General features: G+C 52.2%; 18 protein-coding genes. 9 read left to right on the forward strand and 9 right to left on the reverse strand.

Annotated features, from left to right (window positions below):
- Window positions 1–5: 5 nt before the first annotated feature.
- The 4 genes from H6G21_RS10560 to H6G21_RS10575 all read right to left on the reverse strand — a co-directional run bounded on the left by H6G21_RS10560 (window position 6) and on the right by H6G21_RS10575 (window position 3,487).
- The gene (locus H6G21_RS10560) at window positions 6–617 is read right to left on the reverse strand and encodes a M23 family metallopeptidase (protein WP_190573367.1); all 612 of its coding nucleotides are present in this window, start codon (window positions 615–617) and stop codon (window positions 6–8) included.
- A 439-nt stretch (window positions 618–1,056) separates the two neighbouring features.
- Complete coding sequence (sfsA, locus tag H6G21_RS10565; RefSeq protein ID WP_190573368.1) at window positions 1,057–1,776, reverse strand: DNA/RNA nuclease SfsA; 720 nt, start codon at window positions 1,774–1,776, stop codon at window positions 1,057–1,059.
- Between the two features lie 89 nt (window positions 1,777–1,865).
- Window positions 1,866–3,287 carry a caspase family protein gene (locus H6G21_RS10570; protein ID WP_242041758.1) on the reverse strand — a complete coding sequence of 474 codons (1,422 nt, stop codon included), beginning with the start codon at window positions 3,285–3,287 and terminating at the stop codon, window positions 1,866–1,868.
- 59 nt (window positions 3,288–3,346) lie between these two features.
- The gene (locus tag H6G21_RS10575) at window positions 3,347–3,487 is read right to left on the reverse strand and encodes a hypothetical protein (protein ID WP_190573369.1); all 141 of its coding nucleotides are present in this window, start codon (window positions 3,485–3,487) and stop codon (window positions 3,347–3,349) included.
- Window positions 3,488–3,817: 330 nt separating this feature from the next.
- Between H6G21_RS10575 and H6G21_RS10580 the strand changes: the two genes are divergently transcribed.
- The 3 genes from H6G21_RS10580 to H6G21_RS26200 all read left to right on the forward strand — a co-directional run bounded on the left by H6G21_RS10580 (window position 3,818) and on the right by H6G21_RS26200 (window position 4,739).
- Window positions 3,818–4,036 (forward strand): hypothetical protein, encoded by a 219-nt coding sequence (locus H6G21_RS10580; RefSeq protein WP_190573370.1) that lies wholly within the window; start codon window positions 3,818–3,820, stop codon window positions 4,034–4,036.
- Between the two features lie 188 nt (window positions 4,037–4,224).
- A complete protein-coding gene (locus H6G21_RS10585; protein ID WP_190573371.1) occupies window positions 4,225–4,455 on the forward strand; it encodes a hypothetical protein in 231 nt (76 codons plus the stop codon).
- Window positions 4,452–4,739 (forward strand): putative toxin-antitoxin system toxin component, PIN family, encoded by a 288-nt coding sequence (locus H6G21_RS26200; protein ID WP_190573372.1) that lies wholly within the window; start codon window positions 4,452–4,454, stop codon window positions 4,737–4,739. Before H6G21_RS10585 ends, H6G21_RS26200 begins: the two co-directional genes overlap by 4 nt.
- Before the next feature lie 57 nt (window positions 4,740–4,796).
- Here the strand turns inward: H6G21_RS26200 and H6G21_RS10595 are convergent, their stop codons facing one another.
- The 4 genes from H6G21_RS10595 to H6G21_RS10610 all read right to left on the reverse strand — a co-directional run bounded on the left by H6G21_RS10595 (window position 4,797) and on the right by H6G21_RS10610 (window position 8,977).
- Entirely contained in the window at window positions 4,797–5,078 is a 282-nt protein-coding gene (locus H6G21_RS10595; protein WP_190573373.1) for a helix-turn-helix domain-containing protein, read from the reverse strand.
- A 63-nt stretch (window positions 5,079–5,141) separates the two neighbouring features.
- Window positions 5,142–7,517, reverse strand: a complete 2,376-nt coding sequence (locus H6G21_RS10600; RefSeq protein ID WP_190573374.1) for a tetratricopeptide repeat protein — start codon at window positions 7,515–7,517, stop codon at window positions 5,142–5,144.
- Window positions 7,518–7,528: 11 nt separating this feature from the next.
- Window positions 7,529–8,020, reverse strand: a complete 492-nt coding sequence (locus tag H6G21_RS10605) for a hypothetical protein (RefSeq protein ID WP_190573375.1) — start codon at window positions 8,018–8,020, stop codon at window positions 7,529–7,531.
- A 93-nt stretch (window positions 8,021–8,113) separates the two neighbouring features.
- Window positions 8,114–8,977 carry a DMT family transporter gene (locus tag H6G21_RS10610; RefSeq protein WP_190573376.1) on the reverse strand — a complete coding sequence of 288 codons (864 nt, stop codon included), beginning with the start codon at window positions 8,975–8,977 and terminating at the stop codon, window positions 8,114–8,116.
- Between H6G21_RS10610 and miaE the strand changes: the two genes are divergently transcribed.
- The 3 genes from miaE (at window position 8,962) to H6G21_RS10625 (ending at window position 11,013) form a co-directional block, all read left to right on the forward strand.
- Window positions 8,962–9,588, forward strand: coding sequence for a tRNA isopentenyl-2-thiomethyl-A-37 hydroxylase MiaE (gene miaE / locus H6G21_RS10615; RefSeq protein ID WP_190573377.1), 627 nt, complete (start codon window positions 8,962–8,964; stop codon window positions 9,586–9,588). The genes H6G21_RS10610 and miaE overlap by 16 nt on opposite strands.
- A gap of 38 nt (window positions 9,589–9,626) precedes the next feature.
- Window positions 9,627–10,121, forward strand: a complete 495-nt coding sequence (locus H6G21_RS10620; protein ID WP_190573423.1) for a GNAT family N-acetyltransferase — start codon at window positions 9,627–9,629, stop codon at window positions 10,119–10,121.
- Between the two features lie 145 nt (window positions 10,122–10,266).
- Window positions 10,267–11,013 carry an SDR family NAD(P)-dependent oxidoreductase gene (locus H6G21_RS10625; protein ID WP_190573378.1) on the forward strand — a complete coding sequence of 249 codons (747 nt, stop codon included), beginning with the start codon at window positions 10,267–10,269 and terminating at the stop codon, window positions 11,011–11,013.
- 42 nt (window positions 11,014–11,055) lie between these two features.
- Here H6G21_RS10625 and H6G21_RS10630 read toward each other — a convergent pair whose 3' ends face one another.
- Window positions 11,056–11,856, reverse strand: a complete 801-nt coding sequence (locus H6G21_RS10630; protein ID WP_190573379.1) for a Coq4 family protein — start codon at window positions 11,854–11,856, stop codon at window positions 11,056–11,058.
- A 268-nt stretch (window positions 11,857–12,124) separates the two neighbouring features.
- On the opposite strand from H6G21_RS10630, the gene H6G21_RS10635 reads away from it, so the two are divergent.
- The 3 genes from H6G21_RS10635 (at window position 12,125) to H6G21_RS10645 (ending at window position 15,634) form a co-directional block, all read left to right on the forward strand.
- Entirely contained in the window at window positions 12,125–12,802 is a 678-nt protein-coding gene (locus tag H6G21_RS10635) for a DUF305 domain-containing protein (RefSeq protein WP_190573380.1), read from the forward strand.
- A 112-nt stretch (window positions 12,803–12,914) separates the two neighbouring features.
- Window positions 12,915–14,096 (forward strand): cysteine synthase family protein, encoded by a 1,182-nt coding sequence (locus H6G21_RS10640; RefSeq protein ID WP_190573381.1) that lies wholly within the window; start codon window positions 12,915–12,917, stop codon window positions 14,094–14,096.
- Window positions 14,097–14,134: 38 nt separating this feature from the next.
- Window positions 14,135–15,634, forward strand: coding sequence for a hypothetical protein (locus H6G21_RS10645; protein WP_199307145.1), 1,500 nt, complete (start codon window positions 14,135–14,137; stop codon window positions 15,632–15,634).
- The last annotated feature ends 5 nt before the right edge of the window (window positions 15,635–15,639 follow it).

Consider the following 15,639-nt stretch of genomic DNA (forward strand, 5'->3'; position numbering starts at 1 on the left):
GCCACTTAAGGTTGGCTGGAAATCGTCTGGGTTTGGTTTTGCTCAGCGTACATGGCACGGAGAACCAAGGCCGGATCAACCCATTGCTTGGCATATTTCAAGCCCCAATGGAGGTGTGGCCCTGTGGTTCTGCCCGTCATGCCCACCCGTCCAATGCGGGTGCCAGCGCTGATATCTTGGCCTTCATAGATTTGCAGACCGCCCCCACGATCGATCATGTAGGGTCGGCCTTGGCCATCTCGATCGACATAGCCTTGCATATGGCAGTAAATGTGTTCCCATTCCCCCGATTCGATCACCACGGACGTGCCACAGGCGGAATCATCGGACACTTCCACCACTTTGCCTGTCCACCAACTGCGGATGTAGCTGCCCTCGGGGGCGGCCATATCCAAGCCCCGATGGAACTGGGTGCCGTCTCCGGTGGGCGAAGCCCGATAGCCAAAGGGGGAGGTGTAGCCTTGGAAATTTTCTACTGGGAACGATGCGCCCCGCCAAGTGCTGCTTCCAGTCGCGTACTGATTGACTTCAAAGGCGTTAACAGCATGATGGCCTAACCAAGACAGCCCCAGGGTGACGACTAGCCCCAGCCCCATGAGAACAATCTGACGACTCATCGAACCTAACTTGCAGCAACTTAACTTGCAGTATTGTCTAAGTGCTTGGATCACTTGCTTCATGGTCTTTCAACAAATCTTGTTCGCAATCTTGTTCGCAGCAAACTCTGCACCCTGTAAAAAGGGCGGTTCGTACGAGAAAAATGGGGATCGATAAACGGTGGAACCGAAGATATTTAGGGAATCTCCGCCCATTTAAACACACAAACTTTTTTTTGAACCCACTTGTTTTAAGTTGTCCAAGATTTAGTGTTTCGAAGCCCTGATTTAGGTATTCTCACTGGCGATCGAAAATCATGAATAAAAATTAATTTCGTCAGATTTTTTTGCTGTTACGGTTGCTCCAGGGGTGTGATGCTGGATGATTCAGCAGATTGCAAACGCAAATTAGAAGCGTAAATTACAGGCGTAAATTACAGGCGCAGATTACAAACTCAGATTACAAACTCAGTTGTGCTAATCCTTGATAACGAATGCCCTCGGGACTGATGTCAAAACAACAGGGTAAGACTTCTAAGCCTTGGCCGATCGCGGCTCGGAGTAATTTGCCGTAGAGGGGGTCTTTGCTGTCTCCCGGCGCAAAGCGATCGCAGTCACCTCGATTGATGAAATACAGCATGACGGCGCGGGCATCGGGGAGCAGGGCCATCAGTTCCCGAATGTGTTTTTGGCCACGGGTGGTGACGGTGTCGGGAAAGAGGGCAAGGCTACCATCGGTCCAGGTGGTGTTTTTGACTTCGACGTAGATCGGCTTGTCGGAAGTTGTTAACAGAAAATCAATGCGGCTTTTTTCTTGGCCGTAGGGGACTTCGTGGCGCAGGGTGTCGTAGGTTTGCAGGGTGGGGAGGAGGCGCTGTTCGATCGCGAGTTTGACGACTTTGTTGGGCAGTCCAGTATTGACCCCGACCCAAACGGGTTGATCTTGCTCGATCAGTTCAATCATTTCCCAGGTGTAGGGCAGTTTCCGGGTTTTGCTGTCGCTTGTGGAGAGTAAAACGCGATGGCCGGGGCGATAGATGCCTGTCATGGGGCCAGTATTGGGACAGTGGGCCGTGACGATTTCGCCAGAGTCCAGTTCCACATCGGCGAAGAAGCGTTTGTAGCGGGTGAGGAGGGTGCCGGAAATTAAGGGTGGATAGCGGTAAATCAAATCGGACATGGACGCGATCGAGCCAGAACTGCCCCCCAAGATTACCGCAGATTACTGCGATTTGGGTTCCTGGAAAAAATAGGCGGCAAATAGGTCGCCTAGGAGTTTAAGGATGCATCTTCGCAGTTCAGCAGCTTTTCTAGAATGACGATAGCGGCTGGGGGTGCGGGTTTGGCTGTGGGTTTAGCTGTGGGTTTGGCTGCGGGTTTGGCTGCGGGTTTAGCTGTGGGTTTAGCTGTGGGTTTAGCTGTAGGTTTGGCTGGGGGTTGGGATTGCGGCGGAATGCTTTTTGTTTTGCGGGATGATTGGCGGATTTTTTGTTCTGCGCCCAGGTTCCAGAGTTCCATGGTTAACCGTCCAGCGTAGGTCTGCCTGAGTTCATCCTCGGCTGGGAGGGGTTGGCGTTGCAGGTTGGCCGCGAAGGAAAGTTTGGGGTTGAATTTCAGCCGTTGGACTAGGGTGGTTACGACGTGGCGCTGTTCTGGACGGGCCAATTTGAGCCCTTGCAGGATGGGGCGTTCTAGGATGCGATCGCGATCGGCGTCGGTCAATTGTTCCTGCAACCAAGCTTCGGAGGTGGAAATGGGTAAGTCGGCGGCTTGTTCATCGACTTTGGCGAAGGCGTGGGCTTCTCGGAAGGAAATGCGTCCATTGCGATCGTAGTCGGCGGATTCAACGGGTTGGCCTACGCGATTGATGCCACTTAGCCCCGCAAAGAAACTGGAGCTGTAATCTTCGTAATCGGCTTCGTTGACTTCTGGGGTGCAGCCGACGGAGGGGAGTTGTTTGACGGTGGCGAAGAAGCCACAGCGATCGTGGGGTGCAATGGGGTTGTCAGGATTGCCGCCTTCGTAGATGAGGTTGGCGAATGCGCCTGCATAGCATTGCACCATGACGGAGACGACTGGTTTTTTGGGGGGGAGTTGATCCAGGAGTTGGGTAAATTTCTGGACTGTGAGAAATTTGTCTTTCCAGAGGATCATTGCGTTGTCATTTTCGTTTTCTTGGTTGTGGTAACCGTGACCTGTGAAGTAGAAGAAAAGGGGTTTTAAGTTGCGTTGCTGTTGTAATGATTGCTTGAGATTGTTGACGTTGGATGCACCGTTGAGGTTGGGAATTTCTGGAGCTTTAAAGGTTTCTTCGTTCTGGTTGTTTAAGAAGCGAACGTTTTTTTCTCCAGTGTTGCCGTTTGCGAACCAGATGACGGCTTGTTTTGGGTTGAATCCTAAGGTTTTTAGGGTGCGTTGGAAGTATAAAACGTTTTTTTCGATCGCGATTTCGTTGGATGCTGGAGAGCCGCCCCCGGAGAGGACGAGAAATTGTTGGGGGTTGGGGGATTTTGGGGGTTGGGGGGCAGGCGATCGGGGGGTTTTGGTGGCATGAACAGTGGGGACGGTGGGTTGGGCTTGGGCGGTGGTGGAGCGGGTGGCTTCTCGGCTGGGATCGAATTTTTCGGCGAGACAGCCACAAAACAACATACTTCCTGCGATGCCTGCAATCCAGCGCCAAACTTGAGTCATGGGAGGGGAGAGTGATGGTTAAAGCTAGCTTCACCATAACGATTTCTATGCAGACCTGTCTAGGGTTGTTGCTGCTGGAGAAGTTCAACGAGGACAGGGGGGATGGTTGGATGTTTTTGGATGCGATCGTATTTCTGCCTGCGATCGAGGGGCAGGTTGCAGGGTTCACCGTTAGTAGAGATCACGTTGGCAGATATCATGTTGACAGATATCACGTTGCCAAATATTACAGGATCGCAAAATTTTGAAATACGGTTGACAGAACCTTCGTTTGTCCGTAGGCTTGTTTCTCATAGCTGAGTACAACCGTGTTGAACTGCCCGATTGATCAGCTTAAGCTCCCGAAAATTAAGGCGCTACCCAATGTTGCTACGAACAACAAAGGGCAGCTAAACCCCCAAGCTGATTCTGGCAGCTAGGCGGTCTGACACGGATTGTAACATTCGATCGGGCCACCCTACTTGTCCTGCGCAAAAGGGTGGCTTTAATTTTTGGGGTTTCTTCCCGTTTCTACAATCAGGAGAAATCCCATGTTTATTGGTATGAGCGACCACGATCGCCCGATCGATGATGCCCGCAGACCGTTCCAAATTTACCTCCTCGGCACCCGCGAAGAAATTCAATCCACGATCAACCAACTACAAGTGGTGCGGTTTTGCGAACGGATTCGTTGGAGTCCACCCATTCCCGTCCTTGGTTCCGATTGGAAATACATCAGCATGATGGAACGCGATCGGGCTACGGAGTAAATGCTCTCTTTAAAAACCCGGTTTTTCTAAAAAACCGGGTTTTTGGAACCCGCGCGATCGACGAACAAACCCTCACTTGCCATCGATCGATCATCTTGTAAATCAATCGAAATCGTCGTCTCGATCGGGTGTACCATGGAATGCGATCTCAAGACTACAATGAAGGAAGTTGTTTCTGGAAGACGGCTATGGCTCAAGCTCCGGCAAATCTAAAGTTAGTAGATTCATTGGCTCAGATTATTTTGACCCTGAGTGCTGAGGAGCGACGGTTGCTTGAGCAGAAAATTCAGGCTCCTCAGATGGACTTAAATCTTTTTTTTGCAGAGTTGGTAGCGCTGCCTGCCGATCCGGAGCAACCTTCCCTTGAGGAGATTAGCCAAACTGTGCGTGAAGTGCGTCAGGAACTCTGGGCATCATGAAAACAACGCTCGAACGCCCAAAGTTTCAAGCTCAGCTAACGAGGTGTAACCAAACGCCTGATCGCTTGTATGCGATTGCCCAACAAATTTCCAGTTGCATTGCAATTAATAATATTAGTATTCCTCAACTACGAGATCAAAATGATACCAAGATTTTAGCCACTGCGATCGTGGCTGAAGCAGAGGTTTTAATTACAGGTGATTTGGATTTACTGGTTTTGAATCCTTTTGAATCGATTGAAATCATGAATCCGATCGATTTTCAAAGGAATTATTGCAGATGACGATCGCCTTTCTTCCCCCTCAATCCAAAATCTAGAATTCCATCTTCTCAATTCTCACTAAACCAATTCAACCCGTAATCGCTTTCCAAGCACGATCGCGGCTTGTTCTAAGGTGTTGAGGGTGGCTGAAGTATTTGTTGGATCGAGGAGTCGATCGAGGGCGGCACGACTGGTGTTCATTTTTTTGGCCATGTCGGTTTTGGTTAGGTTTTGTTCTTCCATAAGTTGTGTGATTTGGAAGGCGATTACCCGTTTCCATGCAATGCTTTCGACTTCCACCAGGATTCCTTCTTCTTCTAAAAAGTCATCAAAATTACTACCCATATGTGGATTCATCATTTGTGTTTCTCCAAATTAGATCGATGAACTACCTATTGGTCTCTGCAATCCCATCGCCCAATGCTAGAACCCCATCCTTTTGCCTTCTGCCTCGATTTTTTCTAGGTCTTTGATTGCGCCGAGTTGGCTGTACAGTTGGTGGGCTGTGGTGTAGTGCTGGTGGGCGAGTTTGGGGTTGTTTTTAGCGTGGTAGAGTTGCGCGAGATCCCAGTGGGTTTCGGCAATGCTATCGGTCATGCCAAGCTGTTGCATTTGCGCGAGGGCATCCTTGAGGAGCACTTCGGCTTGGTCGAGGTTGCCGCGTCCTAATTCATTTTCACCCAAGCAGCCGATCGAAACTGCCATGCCCGATCGGTCACCCAATTCTTCGCGCAGTTGTAAGGATTGTCGAAAGAGCCGTTCCGCCGCGTCCCAGTTGCCGCGATTGCGTTCGATATCGCCCAGTTGCCCCCAACTGGTTGCCATGCCCGATCGGTCACCCAATTCTTCGCACATTTGTTGGTATTGTCGATAGAGCCGTTCCGCCGCGTCCCAGTTGCCGCGATTGCGTTCGATATCGCCTAGGACGCCCCAACTGCTTGCCATGCCTGATCGGTCACCCAATTCTTCGCGCAGTTGTAAGGATTGTCGAAAGAGCCGTTCCGCCGCGTCCCAGTTGCCGCGATTGCGTTCGATATCGCCCAGTAGTCCCCAACTGGTTGCCATGCCCGATCGGTCACCCAATTCTTCGCACATTTGTTGGTATTGTCGATAGAGCCGTTCCGCCGCGTCCCAGTTACCGCGAACGTTTTCGATGTAGCCTAGTGATGCCCAACTGGTTGCCATGCCCGATCGGTCACCCAATTCTTCCTCAATTTGTAGGCATTGTCGATAGAGCCGTTCCGCCGCGTCCCAGTTGCCGCGCTTGCATTCGATATCGCCCAGGACACCCCAACTGGTTGCCATGCCCGATCGGTCACCCAATTCTTCGCACATTTGTTGGTATTGTCGAAAGAGCCGTTCCGCCGCGTCCCAGTTACCGCGATTGCGTTCGATAATCCCTAATAATCCTAAACAGCGGGCTTTGTTTTTACTTTTGAGATATGGCAGGATTTCTTCCAGTAAACTTTGTAACAGAGACCAGTGTCCCCATAAACTCAAATACTTTTCAAGCTCCCAACTCAGTAATGACCATGCCTCCTGATAGTTTCCAAGTTGAAATGCAAAATGCTGAGCTTCTAGCAAAGTAGATAAATCTTTTAGCGTCTTTGGAGATTTTACAGTTCCCCCTGTTCGATAAAAAGAATATACATTAGAAAGTAGTTCAGGCAGTTTATTTTCATCACTACAGCGAACGGTTTCAGACACTACGTTATGTAGCGTATAAAATTTTTTATCACTATCTATTTCTGATCTAACTTCTACTAAACAGCATTGGTTTAGTGAATCTAAAATGTTCTGAGTTTTTGCAATTTCCTGCGGCGTAAACTGAATACTGCGTTTCCACCATTTCAATCCTAAAAAACGAATGTCCTGTCTCAATCCACGATTGTATAAACGCAAGAACGTCAATCCTCGGACATCAATTCCCATCCTCAGCACACACATTTTTCGTAACAGAGCGCGAGCCTCTCGGGTCTGTCGAGATAACTGACGATTGACAATCACACTCCCCTGCTGAACAACGAGTTCCGGATTCCCACGTAAATATCCAGGAGGCTCTGTAGTTGCAAGATTTCCTAAAAACGTCAAAATCTGAACATGTCCGCCTACCCGTTCAGCCACCCATTGCAAATCTTCCGCTGAATCCTGTAATCCTTGTTGGCGCAGTAATTGCATTCCATCCGAAATAGCAATACCCCCTACTTGCTGACTTCTCACCATTGCTGGATTAAATTGGCCACTTTGATCAGCCAAATCGATCGGCAACTCCCGACTCGTCACAATCACCTGTGATTGATGCACGCGATCGACCAACGCCCACAACAACTCACCCCACCCCGCCGACACCGCCTTCCCCGCCGTCAGCACATCCTCCAAATTATCCAACACCACCAAACACCGCGATCGTTGCAGCCCCCCAATCACCTCCCCAACCATCTGCTCCGTCCGCAGCCCCTCCGAGAGCGATCGATCCAACCCCCGCAGCAACTCCGCCACCACCCCATCAAAACTCATCCCCTCCTGCACCCGCACATAGATCACCCGCTCAAACGGACAATCCCCCCGCAACCGCTGGTGCCGCGCCTCAACCCCACAAGCCTCCAACAGCTTCACCGCCAAACTCGTCTTCCCAATGCCCCCCTGCCCCACCAGCACCAGCACCTTCCGCCGCCGCACCAGCAACTCATCCCGCAACTCCACCAGCAACGCATCCCGCCCCACCCACAGCGGCACCTCCCGGATCTGCTCCGCCCCAAACAACCGCCCCCCAAACAACTCTCCTGACGCAACGGGCAACGCACCAGGAGCTACAACTTTTTTGCACCCTTCAACAACCGCGTAAACGTTGGGAAATACTTACGACAGAAATTCTCCGTATCCAACTGCGCCTCATAGGACAGCCCAATAAACGGCGGAAAAATCGACAACGTCCCCTTCAACTTCGCATCCGCTGTCACCCCAGGCTCATTCAGCTTCGCCTCAATCCGCCGCAACAACCCCAGCATCTCCTCGTCCAAATCCGGCTGACCTTGAAGCTGCTTCACTTCCTGCGCAATCACCTCGATCGTCGCCTGAGCCTCCGCCTCCCCAAAAATCAACCCAGCGCTTTCCTGCTGAAGCAGCGTAAATAGTTCCTGCTCAAACTGACGGATTTTGGGCTTGAGATCAGTTTCAATCTCCTGCTCATACTTGGTCTTGGCAACCGTGCTCTGAGCCATAATAGCCCCTTCCTCAGCAGCCCCAAGCTGTGCATAAAGTAACTTGAGATTTTTCTCGATTTGCTGGATACGATCGGCCATAATCAACTTCAAGCAACTAGATACCACTACCCCTAGTTTACCCATCCGCAACAGCAAATTCCGGCAATCTCCCCACCCACCGACTCTCCCCCCCTAAAAAACCGTCATAATCACTACCCCACTCACCATAATCGCCGCCCCCAAAAGCCGCTCCCTCAACCCATCCTCCTTAAACAAAAAATGACCCAAAATCACACTAATTAATGCACTCATCCGCTTCACCGCAATCACCTGCGTCACCGCTGTCATCCCCACCGCCAACATTTGACACCCCACCGCGATCGCAAACATAAGGCCAATGCTAGCCAGCTTCGGTAACTGCGGTGTAATTTTCGAGATGGGTGTCCGGGAACGCAACAGCGCGATCGGCAACATCCCCAACGCAATAAACGAAAACAGCGAAACACACCAGAAAAATGGCGAAGAACTCATCACCCCCACTTTGTCAAACGCTGCCGTAATACTCCACAGCGCCGCCACCACCAGCATCAGCCGACTGCCTGGATTGGTAAACAGCGCCTGCAACGGTGCAAAATAGCCCTTGTGCTTTTCCCGCAGGTTCAGCACATAGGAACCAATGACAATGCAGAAAACGCCGATCGCATCCGCCCCGTTGGGAAACTCATGGGCAATGAGCGGCGAAGTCACCAACAAAAACAATGGCGTCAACGTCACCAACGGCACCGTCAGCGACAAATCCGCCAACTTAATCGCCTTGATGTACAGCAAAAACGAAACCACATTGATACTGCCCCCGATCGCCAAGGCCCGCCAATAGTCCGGCTGAATCTCAGGAATCCCCACAATTCCCAGCACCGGTAACAAAAACACCACCGCAAAGGCTTGGCTCAGAAAGGCAACCACATATTCATCCACCAGCTTGAGGCTATGTTTGCTGATCACATCCTTCAAAGACTCAAAGAAAGCCGTTAAAATTGCAAATGCCAACCAAATCATTCGAGTCTCCCGTGATTTCTGAGACGCTGCCAAGAATTCGCTTTTTAACCACACCAACGTCCGATGCGTGGGTGGAGCAAGCCCTAGCCCATCTGGATACGATCTTGCTAGACCACTCCCACTGCGAACGCAAAGCCGCTAGTGTAGCGCTAAATCTCATGTTTCGCTATCCCTCCAGCGTCAAATTGGTCAAGAGCCTGACCGCGATCGCCCAGGAGGAGTTGCAGCATTTCGAGCAGGTCAACGCCATCCTAGAGCAACGCGCCATTGCCCTGGCACCCCTTGCCCCGCCCCCCTACGGAGCCACCCTCAACAAGGCTGTACGGCGGGATGAGCCCGATCGCATGCTGGATTTGCTGCTGGTGTCTGGCTTAATTGAGGCGCGCAGTCACGAGCGTTTGGGCCTGTTGGCCACCCATTGTCCCGATCGGGAACTGGCAGAATTCTACGGCAGCTTGATGGCATCGGAGGCACGGCACTATGGCGCGTACTGGCTGTTGGCGGATACCTACTTCGATCGGGCGATCGTCATGCAACGCTTAGAGGAACTGGCCGAGGTGGAGAGCAATATTTTAGCGACTTTACACCCAGAACCCCGAATCCATTCATGACGCCAACCGATCCCACCCCAGAATCCATCCCCACTCCCATGCCTTTGCACTACCGCGACTGTATCCTACGCCCCTGGCAGCCCCACGATCGCGCAGCCGCTGCAACGGTCATTGAGACGGTCTTGGCGGAATATGGCTTGGGCTGGGAGCCGCAGGGGGCCGATCGGGATGTCCTGCAAGTGGAGGATTGTTACCTGAAGCGGGGTGGAGAATTCTGGGTGATTGAGCAGGCGGGCACGGTGGTGGGTACGGGGGCCTATTATCCGATCGATCGGGGCAACCAAGCCGTCGAACTGCGCAAAATGTATCTGCTATCCACGGTGCGCGGCCAAGGCTTAGGCAAGTTTTTGCTGCAACAGTTGGAAGCAGCCATTCAGGCTAAGGGGTTTCAGGAAATCTGGATCGAAACCGCCAGTGTGTTACAGGAAGCCGTCAAGCTCTATGAGACCCATGGCTATTTGCCCAGCACTGGGGTAGAAACAGCCCGGTGCGATCGGGTCTACGTCAAACCCTTGGTAACCACCCATTATTGACACTAAATTGATTGATCAATGCCATGGATTTGCCACCCCACTACAGCCCCCAAAGCTAGAAACCAGGGGGGACGTTGCAACTTTTAGGAGCGGGTGATTAGAATCTGACAGACAACACCACTGCTCTGAAGCACAAGACCGATCGATGATTCAAGCTCCCTCCCAAACGGCATTAATTGTTGGCGCAAGTGGCGGCATTGGCCTGGGCTTTGTCCGGCATTTGTTAGCCCACGATCGCTGCGATCGCCTCTATGCCACCTACCGCGATCCCGATTCTGAACTGTTAACCATTCAAGATCCCCGTTTGATCTGTTTATCCCTAGATTTGACGAACGAAGCCGAAATCGCCACCACAATGCAAAGGATTCAACAGGAAACGGCCTGTTTGCATCTGGTGATTAACTGCGTGGGCTGGCTCCATCAAGGGAGTTTACAGCCGGAGAAAAGTTTGCAGCAATTGAATGCGGAGCAACTGGTGCAATATTTTCAGGTGAATAGTATTGGTGCGGTCTTGCTGGCTAAGCATTTGCAACCGTTGCTCAAACACGATCGCCGCAGTGTGTTCGCCACCATTTCCGCCAAGGTGGGCAGTATTGGGGATAATTTTCTGGGTGGGTGGTATGGCTATCGCGCGTCCAAGGCAGCGTTGAATATGTTGATGCGGACAACGGCGATCGAATATAAACGACGGGTGCCTCGCGCGATCGTGACGGTTTTGCATCCTGGCACCACAGATACGGAATTGTCGAAACCATTTCAGCGCAATGTGCCAGCGGATAAACTATTTCCAGTCGATCGAACAGTTCAGCAATTGCTGGCGGTCATCGATGAGTTAAAGGAACAGGACAGCGGCGAATTTTTCTCCTGGGACGGAAGCCGACTGCCCTGGTAAGTGTCACAGTGCTTAAATATTGCTTGAATATTGCTTGAATATTTACCTTGCTCGAATATTGAGTTCTTGTCGCCAAACTTCCACGGGCTTTTCCCAGGCTTCTTCCCACTTTTGGGCAAACACCGATTGGGCTTGACATCCCATCTCCCAGCCGATCGCGATCTGTTGCATCATGGCGTTCAGTAACTCCGGTTGGGCAATGGCATGGACGATCGCGCTAGCCATCAGGGCAATGGCCAAGGGCGATCGCATTTGAGCCAGTTGAAAGGCTTGCAAGCCAATTTCGCCTGCCAGATCTGTTCCAAAGCCTGTAATAACATGGTGAATATCATGGGTTTGGCTGCGACGCAGAGTCAGATAACTAATGTCATCTTGGGCCTCTCGTTGGCGATAGAAAACGGGTTCGAATTGGTGATCGCGTAAATGTTTAGCGTAGCAATATCCCAGTGAATTTTTAGGATAGGTGAGTAATTGGTCTAAATCTGGGGGGGCTGGAAGATAGCGCGTTTCCAGAAGTTCCGCCATCCCTGGTTGGGCTTTGAGATAGGCACAGGCGATTTCACTAATCGGTTGCTGGCGCAGGACTTCATCGAGGTCGTAAATTGCAGTGAATTCCGCTGGATTTTGGGTTAAGCGCAGAAACGCAAAAAAGGCTTTGGTGACTTCAGGAGAGACTGCCATGGAATCGCTACATCCCAGTGATTCAGGAATTTCAGAGATACCCAAGCGAGACTCCTCTGTCATCCCACAGGTAGCCGTTGGGCTCGTAGAAGGCAAGGCTTGAGCGATCGTATCCGTGGCAATGGCAACTACATTGTCAGAAACAGAATGATTAAGCAGCATAGAACGCTTTAGCAAATAGTTGAGGACGTTGGCGAGAACAGGGTTAGGAAGGATTCCGACATCGTTGAACCCCGTCTGTTACTGAGAAATACGGCAGCGGACCTCGATCGGATTTCTCCCCATTGCAAAAACTTTCTCGCCCCTCAATCTGGCCTTCAGTCCCTAGATGCCCTCTTAAATTTCATTTTGATTTCATATAAATATGTCACACTGAGAATCAAATTCATGATTGACCCGTGATGACGGTCTGCTAGGCCGTTACTTGCCCATGACAAACCCATTCCTAACAAATTCCAAGCTGATTCCCCTCGCGATCGCCCTGACGATCGGCCTGACCGGATGTCCCTCTACCTCTCCGCCCGCCAATTCCAGTCCGGTTAGTTCAGATCCCGCCACCTCCCGAACGCCATCGCCCCAAGACCATGGCATGATGGGGCACTCGATGGATCTGGGGCCAGCGGATGCCGAATTCGATTTGCGGTTTATCGACGCGATGACGCCCCACCACCAAGGGGCGCTAGAAATGGCCCAGGACGTGCTAGAAAAATCCCGGCGGCCTGAGCTAAAAAAACTGGCGCAGGACATCATGGCAGCCCAAAATCCAGAAATTCAGCAAATGCAGAAATGGCGAACCGCCTGGTATCCTAAAGCGCCTAAAGCACCGATCGCTTGGCACGGAGCCATGAACCATTCCATGCCCATGTCCCAGGAACAGATCCACGGAATGAAAATGACGATGGATTTAGGCAAAGCCGATGCGCAGTTTGATCTGCGGTTTCTCAATGCCATGATTGTGCACCATGAAGGAGCCGTAACGATGGCCCAAGAAGTGCTTAAAAAATCAAAGCGGCCTGAAATGCAGAAACTGGCCAAGGCGATCGTGGGCAGCCAAACCAATGAAATTGAACTGATGAAAACCTGGCGGAAGCGTTGGTATTCCCAGTAACTTTGGTATTCCCAGTAATTTTTGAGTGGTGACCGTGGGAGGATTTCATCTTGATTTCATTTCGAGTTGTCATCCTAGTAACTGTAGAGAGTTTTGAATCTTTGAAACAATCATGGCTTCTCTCAGTTCACTACCGGGAAATCGATTCAATGCGGGGTTAGGCTCGCCAGTGGCGGCATCTGCATTTCCTGCTGCGCTGTCTTCTGCGCCTTTAGGAACTGCGCCTCTAGCATCTGCACCTCTAGCATCTGTACCTCTAGCGACTTCAGTGACCGATGCCTTGGGTCGAGTTCCCATTGTTCGCTTAAATCGCCTGCATCCAACCTGTAACCAGCACGATCTGTACCTGAAATTGGAATCCTGCAATCCGGGAGGCAGCATTAAGGAAAAAAATGCTGCTTACCTGGTGCATCAAGCGGAGCAGTCTGGACAATTGCGCCCTGGGGGAACGATCGTAGAATCTAGTTCAGGGAATTTTGGCATTGGGTTAGCGATCGTGGGGGCGACCCGTGGCTATCGTGTCCTGATTGTGATTGATGCGAAAACCTCACCGACCATTCGCCGGATGCTCCAAGCCTATGGTGCAGAGTTGGTGGAGGTGCCTTTGGAGGCCGCCGATGCCCATGGATCGATGCAGGTGGCGCGGATGCAAAGGGCGCAGGAACTCGAACGCACTCTTCCGGGGGCCTGGTATCCCGCACAACACACCAATCCGCAAAATGTCGAAGCCCACAGCCTTTGGACGGCCCAGGAAATTGCAGCGGCCTTTCCAGTGGGGCCAGACGCGATCGTCGTTGGCGTGAGTACAGCGGGCCAACTGACGGGAATCAGTCGCTATTTCCAACAACACTCTCCCAAAACTCGCATCATTGGCGTGGACGTAGCGGGATCGGCGATTCTGGGAACCCCACGCCATGCCTACAAAATGACGGGGCTGGGACTTTCGTTTATTCCGCCCAACTATGACCCCCAGGTTTTAGATGCGGCCTACAGCGTCTCTGATGCATTGGCGTTTTCCGTGTGCCATGCCCTAGCCCAGCGGGAAGGGATGTTACTAGGAGCTTCGACGGGGGCGATCGTGGCGGCGGCGCTGGCGGATGTCCAACGGTTTACGCAACCCCAAACCTATCTGTTGCTCAATCCCGATCGCGGCGATCGCTACCTAGAAACGGTTTATGATGCGGATTGGTTAAAACAACACCATCTCACTATTTTGCAGGATCAGGATCTCGTGCAAGCGATCAATCATCTTCAACCCGTGCCCTTAGATTTAGTTCGGAGGGCGGCTCAGTGACATTAGACCAGACACGATCGCAGACGTCTCAGCCGCAGATGTCTCAGCCGCAGATGTCTCAGCCGCAGATGTCTCAGCCGCAGATGTCTCAGCCTTCTTCTATCCCTTCCCAGGAGGCGCAACCGTCCCAGGAATCACACCCGGAAATCTCTCAGGAAATCCCTCAGGAATCGCCCCAGGCAACCCCTCCAGTGCCCCAAAACATTACCCTTGCCCAGCTATGGCGAGAATTTTTGCCCCTGTCGCTGAGTGATGTGACGATGGCCTGTGGCGATCCAGTGATTACGACCACCTTGGCCCACTTGCCAGAAGCACGACTCAACTTGGCCGCAGTCGGGTTGGCAAAATCCTTGGCGATCTTTTTTGAAAGTCCGATCATCATGATCTTGCACGCCTCCAATGCCTTGGCAGGGTCAGCGGCTTCACGGCAAGCCCTTTGGCGCTTCACCTGTTTGGCGGGGGGTGGGCTGAGTCTGTTGCTAACGGTTTTGGCGTTGCCGATCGTGTTTAACCAGGTGGGGCCAACAGTTCTAGGCATTCCGATCGAGTTATTGACGACCGTGAGTCAGGTATTGCTCCTGATGGGCGGATGGGCGTTTGCGATCGCGTGGCGGCGCTATTTTCAAGGCTTACTGATCTACCATGGCCAGTCCCAAGCCCTCGCAAAAGCCAGTGTGGCGAGATTGACCACCCTGATTGCCATCATGGCGATCGGCTTTTGGCTCAAACTGTCCGGGGCTCTCCTCGCGGGTGCGGCATTGATGATCGGCGTCTTGGTGGAGGCGATCGTCGTAACGATCTTTGCCTACCGTTCCGGCGCGACGTTGCCGCCCCCCGATCCCCTGACTGCAACACAACCTGCAACACAACCCGCAACACAGTCTGCAACGCAACCAAGAACACAAACAGCGAAGCAACTGCCCCAGACTCTCAAAGCCGTGTGGCGATTTTACTTTCCATTGGCCAATTCCATGCTGGTGGTTTGGGGCGGACGGGCGATGTTGATTAGCCTTTTGGCGCGGGCCCAGGATGCCACCGTGGCGATCGCGGCTTGGTCGGCGGCCTGGGGGTTGGTGTTGGTGATTGCCAATTCCACCCGTATGGTGCAGCAAATGGTGATTAAATACCGTCGCCAAGTGGCCGATCGGCAGTTGTTGATCTTTGCGGTGACGGTGGGGGGCGCTTGTTCGGCGCTGTTACTGCTGATGAGTGCGACGCCGGTGGGTGAACAAATTGTTCGGAGTTTCATTGGCAATGATGTCATCTTGGCCGATCGCATTAAGCCGGTGCTGTTGGTGTGTGCGGGTGTGCCTTTGCTGGTGGCGATGCAGAATGCAACCCAGGGCTTTTTGGTGAGTGAAGGGCGCACGGGATCGGTGAATTTTGCTACTTGGATTGGTACGGGGTTGTTACTTCTGATTGCGATCGGGGCGATCGATCGGGGGGTACCGGGATCCCTCGCGGCGGCGATCGCCATGGTGGTGGCAATGCTGTCGGAGGTGCTTTGTCTGCTGTGGAAACGGCGCACTAGGGCGTAATCGCG

It is taken from the genome of Alkalinema sp. FACHB-956, from assembly GCF_014697025.1.
Lineage (GTDB): Bacteria > Cyanobacteriota > Cyanobacteriia > Leptolyngbyales > Leptolyngbyaceae > Alkalinema.

Bases quoted from the DNA above. Each gene is read 5' to 3' on its own strand.
- H6G21_RS26200 (WP_190573372.1), top strand. From the start codon at position 4,452: ATGAAAACAACGCTCGAACGCCCAAAGTTTCAAGCTCAGCTAACGAGG.
- H6G21_RS10645 (WP_199307145.1), top strand. From the start codon at position 14,135: ATGTCTCAGCCGCAGATGTCTCAGCCGCAGATGTCTCAGCCGCAGATG.
- H6G21_RS10585 (WP_190573371.1), top strand. From the start codon at position 4,225: ATGGCTCAAGCTCCGGCAAATCTAAAGTTAGTAGATTCATTGGCTCAG.
- sfsA (WP_190573368.1), bottom strand. From the start codon at position 1,776: ATGTCCGATTTGATTTACCGCTATCCACCCTTAATTTCCGGCACCCTC.
- H6G21_RS10625 (WP_190573378.1), top strand. From the start codon at position 10,267: ATGATTCAAGCTCCCTCCCAAACGGCATTAATTGTTGGCGCAAGTGGC.
- H6G21_RS10610 (WP_190573376.1), bottom strand. From the start codon at position 8,977: ATGATTTGGTTGGCATTTGCAATTTTAACGGCTTTCTTTGAGTCTTTG.
- H6G21_RS10560 (WP_190573367.1), bottom strand. From the start codon at position 617: ATGAGTCGTCAGATTGTTCTCATGGGGCTGGGGCTAGTCGTCACCCTG.
- H6G21_RS10605 (WP_190573375.1), bottom strand. From the start codon at position 8,020: ATGGCCGATCGTATCCAGCAAATCGAGAAAAATCTCAAGTTACTTTAT.
- H6G21_RS10620 (WP_190573423.1), top strand. From the start codon at position 9,627: ATGCCTTTGCACTACCGCGACTGTATCCTACGCCCCTGGCAGCCCCAC.
- H6G21_RS10640 (WP_190573381.1), top strand. From the start codon at position 12,915: ATGGCTTCTCTCAGTTCACTACCGGGAAATCGATTCAATGCGGGGTTA.
- H6G21_RS10580 (WP_190573370.1), top strand. From the start codon at position 3,818: ATGTTTATTGGTATGAGCGACCACGATCGCCCGATCGATGATGCCCGC.
- H6G21_RS10575 (WP_190573369.1), bottom strand. From the start codon at position 3,487: ATGATATCTGCCAACGTGATCTCTACTAACGGTGAACCCTGCAACCTG.
- miaE (WP_190573377.1), top strand. From the start codon at position 8,962: ATGCCAACCAAATCATTCGAGTCTCCCGTGATTTCTGAGACGCTGCCA.
- H6G21_RS10630 (WP_190573379.1), bottom strand. From the start codon at position 11,856: ATGCTGCTTAATCATTCTGTTTCTGACAATGTAGTTGCCATTGCCACG.
- H6G21_RS10595 (WP_190573373.1), bottom strand. From the start codon at position 5,078: ATGATGAATCCACATATGGGTAGTAATTTTGATGACTTTTTAGAAGAA.
- H6G21_RS10635 (WP_190573380.1), top strand. From the start codon at position 12,125: ATGACAAACCCATTCCTAACAAATTCCAAGCTGATTCCCCTCGCGATC.
- H6G21_RS10570 (WP_242041758.1), bottom strand. From the start codon at position 3,287: ATGACTCAAGTTTGGCGCTGGATTGCAGGCATCGCAGGAAGTATGTTG.